Origin of the sequence: Ectobacillus antri (assembly GCF_003852715.1) — a bacterium.
Lineage (GTDB): Bacteria > Bacillota > Bacilli > Bacillales > Bacillaceae_G > Ectobacillus > Ectobacillus antri.
Genome location: NZ_RIAV01000038.1, coordinates 1 through 11,071, shown reverse-complemented (window position 1 = coordinate 11,071; position 11,071 = coordinate 1). Strand labels below are relative to the sequence as shown.

Sequence of the window (11,071 nt, the reverse complement as noted above, 5' to 3'; positions counted from 1 at the left end):
TGTTTCTCGTATGAACGTAATTCAGAAGGCGTTAACCCATGAAAGTTTGTAATGTTTAACCGCTTCATTTTACCAGCTCCTGTCCCTGCCTTTTCTAGTAAACAGTGTAGACAGGAAGGCAAGGTTTTAGGCATCAGAGGCTGAAAAAATTATTCACTTATATATAGGACATGGTGCGGCAGAGGTGACCCTGCAGCTGCAAAAGGACACCTTTGCGCCAGGCGAGAGTATTCGCGGAGAACTTGTGGTGCGGGGCGGAGCGGTGGCGCAGCACATTGATGGTATCACCGCGGCGCTGATACAAGGGACGGATGCGATGGAGTTTGGTAAAACGATAAAAACAGAAGCCATTCCGGTAGAGGGATTTGAGATTGCGCCAAAGGAAGCGCGTAGCTTTCCATTTGCGTATACGCTGCCGCCGCATGCTGAGGAGGATGTGACCTACTATTTGCTGGTGAACATGGAGATGGATGGTGTGGTGCACGATTATGAGCGGAAAAGAATTCATATCATAGGGGAGCCTGCGGTATAATCATAAGCTTGTATATAAAAAATCTGAAAAGCTAGTTATCGGTCCAGGCTGTCCAATGTTTCCCACATATACTGATTAAAAAGGAGTTGGGAAACAATGAGCAGTCATAAATATGACTATCGAGAAGATCGATATCGGTCTAGGGAAGACAAATATAAGTCCAGAGATAGGTATACAGATAAATATCGGTATAAGGAAGACAAGCGCTATAAAGAGAGAGAGCAGTCGCAGCCTAAAGATGCTGTAAGAGGAAGCACATCGCAAACACCTGCGTCAAAACATGAGGAATGCGTGGACCGTGCTTTTCGTCTGCCTGTTTTTCTCAGCACAACAAACACGTTAAATGCGAAGCAACAAAGCTTTTTAGATCGTCTTATTCTGGAAATGGAAAGAGCGCTACTTTTCCCCCGTACAGGCCCCATCACAGAAAACTATCCGGAAAGTATTTTAACCAATGTCCGTCGACTTGTTTCATCGAGCTATGGCATGTTGGCACTGAACTTTCGCCGGTATTACACAGAAGTACTCGATACGAATGTAGGACCGCCAGTATCTACTGATCCATTCTGGCAAGGGTCAAGCTTTGCGCAAATCGAACCAGCCATGGCGTTTCAACGCGGTATTCCGATTTTACTAGTAAGAGAAGCAGGTACTGACTTAACAAACGGGCTATGGCTAGGAGGCATTCCGCCGCTCAATACATTAATAGAGTGGGATTCTGACAATCAATCAGTGGATGAGTTTTTTAGTAGTATCCCTTGGAGATCAGTGTTTGCGAACTGGAGTGCCGAAGTGCGAAACGCCTATTTTTTACAAACCAATCCTGATTTCAAATACTAATCCCCGCAAAATTTCTCCTTCATTCTATAAACCTCTGCAAACAAGAGTAAGGACCCGCAGGCCCTTACTCTTTTTCTAACGTGCGGTTACTTCAAACTGATCATCAGAAGGACTTGCGGTGTACTGCCCTGCATTTTGATACCATCTATTACTGGAGTTCATCATCGTTTGGATGCGCGTCGTGGATGTGGTTGCCGAAGGTCCATAAAGTCCGGTAGCCGCGCCGCTTTTCGTTTCAGCAGGGGCCGCAAATCCCATGGAGTAGAAGTACCAGTCTCTTGCTGCGCCGTGCTTACCGGCTTGGTCGAGAGATGAAATATACCAAGGCTTCAGCTCGGCGAATGCTGTAAGTAAATTCATGCCAGTGTTGCTGTCACCGATGCCAAGGTCGGTGATGCCGCTCGATTTGTATTGCTCGAAGACAACACCTTTTGTTTTCAGGTGGGTTACATATTCCCGGCAAAGCTCGCCGGTCCATTTGCCGCCTAAATAGCTTTTCGCATCCTTCGACCAAAACGGGTCAAGCATTGCGACGCGCTTCGGTCTTAGGTTGGCCGGAACGGTTCCGGCATCGACTTGGTCGCTAATTAACTTGGCGCTGTTTGTGACCATTTGACTGCCAAGTGAATGCCCCGCCAAGCGAACCTCACTGCCGCTAAAGCCTTGCATCGCTTGTTTATACGTATTCACAAATACTTGCGCCGCTGACACAGTCGGTGCGCCGCTTGTGCTGTATGTACCGTCTTTTTTGCGCCAGCGCATCCCCTGCGGTCCAGTCGCTGTCCAAATTTTTGCCTCGGCATCCTTTACTTCGGCTTCATCAGCGAGCTGGTTCCAATAGAAAATACCGATATTCCAGCCCTTAGATACCCAATAGTCGACCGTATTGACGTCAGGACCATTTGTGGCATCATTTCGTTTTGGATTAAAGGTTTCTCGTTGTAACGAGAGGGTACTGTCTTTTTGCCAGCCGTGTATATAAATGACGGTCGGCTTGGTTGGGTTAAAGTAGCTATTGGCTTGCCCGGCAACAAATTTTTGCGAAACATTGCCAGAGCCGAACCAATAGATGCCCGTATCCAGTGTTTGTCCGTCATAGGCAGCGGCGGCAGGCGAAGGAACAAATGGCACAAGCACAAACAACAAAAGGAAACTCATCACAATATGGCGCGCTTTTTTCAAGAAATCACTCTCCACATTCAATTTGTGTTACACTATTTATTATGACTGTAAATTCTCAATATTCAATGTTTTTAGTGATGTAAAATAGATGTAATGTCTGTAAGAAAAGGGAGGAGTTCATATGGAGAAACTAATAAAACAACTTACGAGCTGGCTTTCTACAACGAATGATCGTATTATCATCGGCATCTCTGGCCACGGCGCCGCGGGGAAAACAACCTTTGCCGCCCAGCTGCTTCAGCAGCTTGGACGAGAGAACGTCAACTATATCAATACCGATCCCTATATCGTAAGCTCGGACATTCGCAAGCGAGCGATGATCGACTATATCTATGAAGGAAACCTGCATCGTGATAAAATGACGGCCTGTCATCCGGGTGCACATCATGTGCCTTCGTTAGGACGAGATGTTCAGATGGTGCGGGACGGCTTAGATTGGATGACGATTGATACGCATTACCTGCCAAGTCAGCTCATTTCTGCCAAGAAGCGAATTACGATTGTGGAAGGCATGAGCATGGCATTTCTTACTCCAGCTTTGTTTGACCTGAAAATTTATTTCTACACAGACGGCGACACAGAGCTGATGAGACGATTGAAGCGAGATGTGACGGAGCGGGGCAGCGATATGGCATATTTACAACGATCTCATCAGGAACGCCGCATACAATATGAGGTGTTTATGCATCCGTACAGCGAAGTGTTTGATGTGGTTGTGAAAACGGTTGGCGACACGATATACATAGAAAAAGATATCTTTTTTACTGGTGGCAGTGATGAAATATGACAAGGGGAAAGATAGATTGAATTATCATATAAAAATTTTTCATCGTGCCTAGAAGACGAGAAAATGGTAGTCATACATAAAAATGGCGGACCTTATATTCATCGTTATGACTTGTCAGGTGGTAGTCTAGAGGAGTATAAGAGTTTGTCGGATGCGGTAAAAAGAGAGTTTCTTGAAGAAACGGGCCTCGAGATAGAAATCGTAAAGAAATTAGGTGTTGTTGACTTTATGCTGTCATCTGACTGGAGGGATTCTACGCAGGTACATCATATTTGTGTGTACTTTTTAGTTAAGAAAGTGGGCGGTCACCTAACAAGTCCGAACCAATTTGAAGGACAAGACTCCTTGGGAGCATTATGGGTGACAGCGCATGAGGTATCCATGGAAAACGCGTCACCTTTGGTACTACAAGCATTTGAATGGCTAAAAAAAGGGGAACTTCATTCAGGTGTAGAACTGATTGAGTGTTGGAAGGTAAAAAGGTATCTCCTATAAAAGACTCTCGATGGGGATAGGGAGATTCACCATATCAAAACCGTTAGCTTTGTGTTTAACTTAAAACAGTGAGGAGGTTTGTTGTATGCAAGCTGTAACCAACGTATTTTTAGAGCAACTAGATATGCATTACCATCAGAATGATTGGTTTGCCTCGATAAATCAGGCACTTGATGGCGTCAGCGCAGCTGAAGCAGCATGGACAAGCTCGGGAATCAGCAATTCCATTTGGCAAATTGTCAACCACTTGATATTTTGGAATGAGGATGTAATTCACCGAATTAAGGGCACGGAGAATCCGCATCAGGCAGCAGATAACGAAGAAACCTTTGGAAATCCAGGCGATCCAGAAGACGAAATTGGGTGGAATCAGACAGTAGAGCGCCTTAATGAAGTCATGAATACATTAAAAACGGTCATTGCGGACCTTGACGATGAAAAGTTAAAAGTGCCGTATGCAGCTAACAGGTACTCGATTGAGCGTTTGCTTAGCCATATCATGATGCACGATACGTATCATCTCGGCCAAATTGTTCTGCTCCGAAAGCTGCAGTCCTCTTGGGGCGGCATTGATTGGTCCTAAAGCAAAGCAGTGTTGACGTTGTGCAGATCGTTTCATTGTCTATGATGAAACGGGCGAAGTGTGTTATACAAATAAACGAGAACATATTTACAGAGCAATTTTTTGCATATTTCATTGTGGAACAGTAAAGCGCTTTTCTTATATAGGAAGGCGTCTTTTTTTATTGACAACATACTTAGGGATTGAGCGTAAACGAGCTATTTTAAAAACTTTTTTAAAATCCATGTGATACTCATAACCAATAGAACAGCTAAAGAAGTAGATACGGTAAGCTGGAAAGCCGATAAAGAGAAGGCTTCGGCTATTTTAGTAGAATAAGCTAAAGAGAAGCTTGTGATTGCTTTTGAGAGTATGCTGTTTCTGTACGGCTTGCCATCAGGTATTGTACAGCGGTCATTACGCGTAAACCGATATAGTCGATGAGAAACGGTACATAATAGCTGTCAAAATTAACGAATAGACTGGCAGTCATCACGAGCACAGAATCATCATGAACAACCTATGATGTACAAGACCCTGGCCGAAGCGGTTGGTAAACATCGTTTGACCAGTCCAGGACCACCAAATGGGGATGAACATGAGCACAAATTTGAAAAGGTAATCAAATGGGATCTGCTTCGCTTTAACGTGCAGCAATACATGAGTGACGGTGGCAACGGCTGCCACAAACAACAAATCATAAAACAGCTCAAGCCAGGTGACTTTTTTCTCTTCCATGAAGCTCTTCCTTTCTGTTGACAGATTTTCAGTTTATATATAAACTAAAAGCGTAAGTCAGTTTATCTATAAACTGTAAGTAACTATAACTGAATTAGGTGATCGGATGAAGCATAACCAAGAGAAGCCGTTGTTATCAAAGCAAGAAGAACGTTTAGGATTGATGCTATGGTTTCGTTTATCGAGACTATACAACCAAAGCATTCGGGAGTCAAATCAGCATCTGAAAAAGTGGAATTTGACTGCCGCGCAGTTTGATGTACTGGTGCAGGTTGGTTCTTCGAGGCGTTTATCTCAGCAGGAGTTGGCGGACAAATTATTTGTGACAAAAGGAAATATGACGCAGGTGCTAAGCAGGATGGAGGAGATGGGCCTGATTCGGCGCGAGCAGGAGTGGAAGACGAAGTATTTGTCTTTGACCGAGAAGGGGCAGGCGTTGTTTGACAGCGTAGTTCCCGTGCAGGAGCAATTTCAGGCAGCACAATTCTCTAAATTAGACCGAGAGGAAAGAAGACAACTGCTTCATTTGCTTGGGAAGCTGCAAAAATAAGGAGGACATTTGTATGGAATTTAAGGGCATTCATCACGTATCAGCATTAACCGCAAAGGCACCTGAGAACTTTGCGTTTTATACAAAGGTCATGGGACTGCGTTTGGTAAAGAAAACAGTAAATCAGGATGATCCATCGGTGTATCATTTGTTTTACGGCGATGAAAAAGGAAATCCGGGTACGGAATTGACGTTTTTCGAAATTCCGATGCTTGGGAATATGTATGAGGGAACAAACAGTATTTCCGGTGTGTCGCTGCGTGTTCCGAGCGATGAAGCGCTTGTGTATTGGAAAAAGCGTTTTGCGGAGTTTGGTGTGACGCACGAAGAGATTAAAGAGCGAGCAGGACGCAAAACGCTGGCGTTTAAGGACTTTGAAGGACAACGCCTGCTGCTTGTGTCTGATGAAAACAATACGGGTGTACCAGGTGGTGTCGCTTGGGAAAAAAGTCCGGTTCCAGCGGAGTACGGTATTGTCGGTTTAGGACCGGTGATACTGACAGTACGCGATGCGGCAGCGACTGCGGGCCTTCTTACAGAAGTGATGGGCTTCCGTAAAAAAGGAGCCTATCCATCCTTCGCCGCAGGACAGCCTGATATTTTAGTATTTGAAACGGGTGAAGGCGGTACTGGTGCTGAGGTGCATGTGGAGGAACGAAACGATCTGCCAGTGGAACGTCCGGGCCGCGGCAGCGTGCATCACGTCGCCTTCCGCGTTGCGGATGAAGAGGAGCTGCGCCAATGGATCCGGCGCATTGGGCAAGCGAACTATCCGAACTCCGGGTTTGTAAATCGCTTTTACTTTTACTCCCTGTATTTTAGAGAACCAAACGGGATTTTGTTTGAATTAGCAACGGACGGCCCAGGATTTGACACAGATGAAGACATCCACTCTTTAGGGGAATCCCTTGCATTGCCGCCGTTTTTAGAGCCAAAGCGTGCGCAGATTGAGAGCTGGCTGAAGCCGCTAGATACGAAAATGGAATAAGACTAACGTATCTCTGCTGTTCTACTTCTCGGCTTCTTGTCTATTTTCAGCTGTCTCCACTTATATGTGACACGAGTAAGAAATCACAAGCCTGTAACAGCTTCGACCTATCGAATATGTTGCAGGCTTGTGACGTATGCGACAGGATTTGAAGCTGTTATTTAAAACTTTGTCAGTCGTAGTCCTTTATTTCTCTCCCATTCTGCATACATGACATCCTTATACTGTTTGACTCCTTTTTTTGCGAGTTGTTGCTTAAGCCATGCTTCACTATGACCGGATTCTTCAAGATTATTAGGAATCAGCGCACCATCCATTATCAGTGCAATGGGAAGAAATACATCTTGATGCTTCAGATGGAGATCCTGCTTTGTAGCTGGACTGTATTCGTACTTCGGGGCTACACTGATTTTTCCGTCCACCTCTAAAATGACATACTCTGCTTCGTATATAGAAAAAAAACCTTGGAGCCGTAATAAGTGCTGGAGTTGATTTAAATCTAATTTATTTTTCTTTAACTCTTTATAAACAATTTCTCCCTTATTAATAAGAAGTGTTGGTTTTCCTTCAAGAAGCTTTCGAAGAGGGTATGATTTTAACGTTACAAACTCGATGATATAAATCAGCAACCCCCAAACAAAAATACTGTACACTATTTCCCGCAATCCTACGTTTTTTTCAAATACTGCATCTCCAACAATATTTCCCAGAACAAGCGCTGTAATAAAGTCAAAAGGAGTAATTTGAGCGAATTGAATTTTTCCTAAAATCTTCAACATGATTAAAAGTGCAAGAAATCCGCCTATTAATTCAATAGTCATATCTTTATACAAAGGAACTCCACCCTTTATCAGCATTTTTGCATTTATCGTATCAAGCAGTACCCCTAAAAACACCCTGGTCAATAGTTTCAAAACGAACAAGTTCTTGTCTTTTATATTATTGACAAATGAGACGCTTCATTATGTAACGATAAAACTTTCCGAACGGCAAAGCTCGCTTTGTTAGAGGTGAGATGACAAGCATTGAAGGCAAGTCAAACGAAACTGGCTGGTCATCACAATTGTCACATTTTATTATTAATCCTGTTATTGTAGGAAATGGAACACGCCTTTTTCAAAACGGAATCGATACAAAGGCTTTACAACTGATGCAAATAAGTCTTGCCTAGTGTTCTATTCACTATATATGAAACCAATAATAGCATCAAATGACTGCATGTATAGAAATGAAAAGCCTTTTAGTACTTTGTGTTCACCTCTAAAAACACCCATGAAAAAGTACCTTAACGACTCGCAGAAAGCGAAACCACGTGACGGAAACAAACAACCGAACCGATTCGAAAAATAAGAATGTATAAAATTACTACTATAAAAGTGCATAAACGAGTATGAATAGATAGGAGAGCACTGAATGGGGGAGAGAACATCATGCCTAATGAACAAATGGAACAGCTGGTCAATAATCTTATTCAAATTGAACATGTATCATCCACTTTGTATTTAGCCATGTCAAACTATATGAACAAGTTAAACTTTAAGGGGATGGGGACATGGCTTCGGTTGCAGTCAGAGGAAGAAAGGCTGCATATGCTAAAGCTGATGGATTACCTGGTGAATCGCGGCGGAACAGTTGAACTAAAGGCTGTACCAGCGCAGCCAACCGAGTACGGCACGCCGTTAGAAACATTTCAAAAGGTGCTAGAGCACGAACAGTTTGTCACCAATTCCTATCGTCAAGCGTATGACTATGTGAATAAAATGAACAATGATCAACAAACCTTGATTATCCTTCAAGAGTTTTTAAAGGAACAGGTGGACGAAGAGGCGCAATCTCAAACGATTGTCGACCGCTTAAAATTAGCGCAAAACAATCCGGCAGCGCTGCTACTGTTAGATCAAGAATTAGGAAAAAGGCAGCCTGCGCCAGCTCCGGCTGGGGGATAAGGGAGAAAGAGGATGGATATCTCAGATATCTATCCTCTTCTTATTGTAGCGTTTTTTTAGTTTGGGTCGCCTAAATTCAGCTTAAAGATACCAAAGCCAGCATTGGTAAAGGTGATGTTGCTGCCGGCTTTGATGTATTCTTCTGCCTTTGCAGATGTGGTAAATGTAACGTTTACTGTGCTGTTAATTGGTGCAATGGACCAGTTGTTATCCGCTGTTGGTGTGATTTCCTTCACTTCAGAGATACAGTCTACCAGGATTTGACGGTTTTCAGCTGCTGAATCAACCACAAGCTCGCTGCCCTTCACGCCTGGGAAATTGCCGCCCCCGCTGCGGATTGTCAAATCGATTTTAAATTTTCGGAAAAAATAAGTAATTTATGGTATAGTGTGAAAAGAGGAGGTGATTGTATGATATATAGAAGAAAAACGTATACCATTCAGCCTGAAAAGCTAAACGACTTTAACGATTTTTTTCACACCTATCTATATCCGAACCAAATCAAACACGGTGCAAAGCTGATCGGGCGCTGGGTAAACGAGGCGCAGGATGAGATTGTGGCAATGTGGGCGTATCGTGATAAGAAGCAGTATGAAGAGATTGAACGTAACATTAAAAGCAGTGATTTACATAAAAAGGCGCAGGAAAAACGCAAAGAGCTGGGCGCGTTGTATATCGAAAGCAGGCAAGAGTTCTTCACCGCCACGACCTATTGCCCGCCTCAGCATATCGTCGCAGTCAGCGCTTATATTACGAACGAAGCGGATGAAGTGTTGCTTGTTCGGAATCTGCACCGCGCTGATACGATGGAGATGCCGGGCGGGCAAGTAGGGGAAGGAGAAACGCTGGAGTCGGCGATTCATCGTGAGGTGCTGGAGGAAACAGGTGTACAGGTGCGATTGCACGGCATTACGGGCATCTATCAAAACCTTTCAAGCGGCGTTGTGTGCGTCGTATTTCGCGGCGCGTATGAATCGGGAGAGGTACGAGCGGCAGTCGGGGAAACGTCTGAGGCATTGTTTGTCAAGCCGGAAGAAGCAGAGAAGCTGATTACGCGTGAGCAGTTTTTGGTACGGCTGCGTGATGCAAGAGCGGGCCACTATATCCCGCACGAAGCATTTCGAGTTCGTCCGTACGAGCTCGTCAGTCAGTTTGATGTGAAGCAGGAATAACAAGGAGGAGAAATCACATGCGAATTACCGCAAAATGGACGCAGGAAGACAGGGAATACATTCGCACGAAGTTAATTGAATACAATCTTTCTCAGCTTCCTGAGGAAGTAAATCATCCGATGAAGCCTATTAGCTTTTTGCTCCGAGATGAGCAGGATCAAATTGTAGGCGGTATTACAGGGACGATGTTTTGGCAATGTATGCATGTTGACTTTTTGTGGCTAGAAGAATCTCTGCGCGGCAAAGGATATGGCAAGCAACTGCTAGCAAAGATGGAGGAGGCAGCAAACGAGTACAACTGCCGACTTATCCAGCTTGATACGTTCAGCTTTCAGGCACCGGATTTTTATCAGCGCAAGGGCTATGAGGTCATTGGGATTGTAGATGGGTATCCAACAGAGCTGCATAAGCGTTATTATTTGGTGAAGCGATTAGAAGGTGAGAGAGCGTAAGAAGTATGAAAAAGCGAGGTACCTTATATCATTAGTGCCGAGAAAACCCCTTGCTTCAGCTATGGGGATGAAAGGTACTTAGGATGGGCGTTGGCTTCAGCCAATGTAACCATCCTACATTTTCACTCTTTTCGTTAGATAAATCTATAAAAAATAACATATTTTTGATGCTATGTTGTTAGAGGTGATAGCAGTGAGTAGAACTGTTCAAAGCAACTCTAACATCACATTTGATTGCAAATATCATGTCGTGTTCTGCCCAAAGTACAGGAAAAAAGTATTAGTGAATCCTGTTGATATTCGTTTAAAAGAATTGTTTGTAGAAAAAGCAAATGGACTACAAGCCGATATTTTAGAAGTGGAAATCATGCCAGACCATTGTCATCTTCTCATTTCTTGTGACCCGCAATACGGCATACACAAAATTGTAAAGCAATTAAAAGGGTATTCATCTCGCATATTGCGTACTGAATTTCTTCATTTAAAATCAAGACTTCCTTCACTTTGGACAAATTCCTATTTCGTCGCCACTGTTGGAAGCGTGACTTTAGAAGTAGTCAAACAGTATGTTTTAACTCAAAAAGAAAGGGGTGGTTAATATGCACAAAGCGTTTCAATTTCGTATGTATCCAAAACAAGAGCAAGCAACAATCATTAACAAAACGATTGGTTCTTCACGATTTGTGTTTAACCACTTCTTAGCAAAACGAAAAGAAATCTATGCTTCAGACAAGAAATCTCTTGGATATAATGATTGCGCGAAGCAATTAACAGAACTCAAAAAGGAATTTGTATGGCTGAAGGAGGTAGATTCTACTTCTTTACAG

15 protein-coding genes and 2 pseudogenes are annotated in these 11,071 nt (G+C 43.6%); 13 read left to right on the top strand and 4 right to left on the bottom strand.

From position 1 onward, the window contains the following. Positions 1-148 precede the first annotated feature (148 nt). The gene (locus EEJ45_RS17355; protein WP_124566013.1) at positions 149-532 is read left to right on the top strand and encodes a sporulation protein; all 384 of its coding nucleotides are present in this window, start codon (positions 149-151) and stop codon (positions 530-532) included. Positions 533-628: 96 nt separating this feature from the next. Next, a complete protein-coding gene (locus EEJ45_RS17350; protein ID WP_124566012.1) occupies positions 629-1,372 on the top strand; it encodes a hypothetical protein in 744 nt (247 codons plus the stop codon). 75 nt (positions 1,373-1,447) lie between these two features. Here EEJ45_RS17350 and EEJ45_RS17345 read toward each other — a convergent pair whose 3' ends face one another. Further along, a complete protein-coding gene (locus EEJ45_RS17345) occupies positions 1,448-2,554 on the bottom strand; it encodes a cell adhesion domain-containing protein (protein WP_124566011.1) in 1,107 nt (368 codons plus the stop codon). A 121-nt stretch (positions 2,555-2,675) separates the two neighbouring features. On the opposite strand from EEJ45_RS17345, the gene EEJ45_RS17340 reads away from it, so the two are divergent. The 3 genes from EEJ45_RS17340 to EEJ45_RS17330 all read left to right on the top strand — a co-directional run bounded on the left by EEJ45_RS17340 (position 2,676) and on the right by EEJ45_RS17330 (position 4,419). Next, on the top strand, positions 2,676-3,341 hold the full coding sequence (locus EEJ45_RS17340; RefSeq protein WP_124566010.1) for a uridine kinase family protein: 666 nt from the start codon (positions 2,676-2,678) through the stop codon (positions 3,339-3,341). Between the two features lie 15 nt (positions 3,342-3,356). Then, positions 3,357-3,836 carry an NUDIX hydrolase gene (locus EEJ45_RS17335; RefSeq protein ID WP_281274474.1) on the top strand — a complete coding sequence of 160 codons (480 nt, stop codon included), beginning with the start codon at positions 3,357-3,359 and terminating at the stop codon, positions 3,834-3,836. Between the two features lie 85 nt (positions 3,837-3,921). Beyond that, positions 3,922-4,419, top strand: coding sequence for a DinB family protein (locus tag EEJ45_RS17330; protein WP_124566008.1), 498 nt, complete (start codon positions 3,922-3,924; stop codon positions 4,417-4,419). A gap of 340 nt (positions 4,420-4,759) precedes the next feature. Here EEJ45_RS17330 and EEJ45_RS17325 read toward each other — a convergent pair. After that, a pseudogene (locus EEJ45_RS17325) lies at positions 4,760-5,136 on the bottom strand (low temperature requirement protein A); the annotation flags it as partial. Positions 5,137-5,242: 106 nt separating this feature from the next. Between EEJ45_RS17325 and EEJ45_RS17320 the strand changes: the two are divergent. Next, positions 5,243-5,686 carry a MarR family winged helix-turn-helix transcriptional regulator gene (locus tag EEJ45_RS17320; RefSeq protein WP_124566007.1) on the top strand — a complete coding sequence of 148 codons (444 nt, stop codon included), beginning with the start codon at positions 5,243-5,245 and terminating at the stop codon, positions 5,684-5,686. Between the two features lie 13 nt (positions 5,687-5,699). Then, positions 5,700-6,674, top strand: coding sequence for a ring-cleaving dioxygenase (locus EEJ45_RS17315; protein ID WP_124566006.1), 975 nt, complete (start codon positions 5,700-5,702; stop codon positions 6,672-6,674). A 161-nt stretch (positions 6,675-6,835) separates the two neighbouring features. Here the strand turns inward: EEJ45_RS17315 and EEJ45_RS17310 are convergent, their stop codons facing one another. Next, positions 6,836-7,531 (bottom strand): DUF421 domain-containing protein, encoded by a 696-nt coding sequence (locus EEJ45_RS17310; protein WP_164464331.1) that lies wholly within the window; start codon positions 7,529-7,531, stop codon positions 6,836-6,838. A gap of 158 nt (positions 7,532-7,689) precedes the next feature. Here EEJ45_RS17310 and EEJ45_RS18530 point away from each other — a divergent pair, with 158 nt between their 5' ends. After that, complete coding sequence (locus EEJ45_RS18530) at positions 7,690-7,845, top strand: hypothetical protein (RefSeq protein ID WP_164464329.1); 156 nt, start codon at positions 7,690-7,692, stop codon at positions 7,843-7,845. 259 nt (positions 7,846-8,104) lie between these two features. Then, positions 8,105-8,620: a ferritin gene (locus EEJ45_RS17305; RefSeq protein WP_124566004.1), complete on the top strand. Its 516-nt coding sequence runs from the start codon at positions 8,105-8,107 to the stop codon at positions 8,618-8,620. A gap of 56 nt (positions 8,621-8,676) precedes the next feature. Here EEJ45_RS17305 and EEJ45_RS17300 read toward each other — a convergent pair. After that, positions 8,677-8,949 (bottom strand): annotated as a pseudogene (locus tag EEJ45_RS17300) (bifunctional 2',3'-cyclic-nucleotide 2'-phosphodiesterase/3'-nucleotidase); the annotation flags it as partial. 81 nt (positions 8,950-9,030) lie between these two features. On the opposite strand from EEJ45_RS17300, the gene EEJ45_RS17295 reads away from it, so the two are divergent. The 4 genes from EEJ45_RS17295 to EEJ45_RS17280 form a co-directional block, all read left to right on the top strand. Further along, positions 9,031-9,792 (top strand): NUDIX domain-containing protein, encoded by a 762-nt coding sequence (locus EEJ45_RS17295; RefSeq protein WP_124566003.1) that lies wholly within the window; start codon positions 9,031-9,033, stop codon positions 9,790-9,792. Positions 9,793-9,809: 17 nt separating this feature from the next. Then, on the top strand, positions 9,810-10,244 hold the full coding sequence (locus tag EEJ45_RS17290; RefSeq protein WP_124566002.1) for a GNAT family N-acetyltransferase: 435 nt from the start codon (positions 9,810-9,812) through the stop codon (positions 10,242-10,244). Between the two features lie 193 nt (positions 10,245-10,437). Continuing rightward, positions 10,438-10,842, top strand: coding sequence for an IS200/IS605 family transposase (gene tnpA / locus EEJ45_RS17285; protein WP_124566001.1), 405 nt, complete (start codon positions 10,438-10,440; stop codon positions 10,840-10,842). 1 nt (position 10,843) lies between these two features. Further along, a partial coding sequence (locus EEJ45_RS17280) for a helix-turn-helix domain-containing protein (RefSeq protein WP_164464328.1) occupies positions 10,844-11,071 on the top strand: 228 nt, incomplete at its 3' end.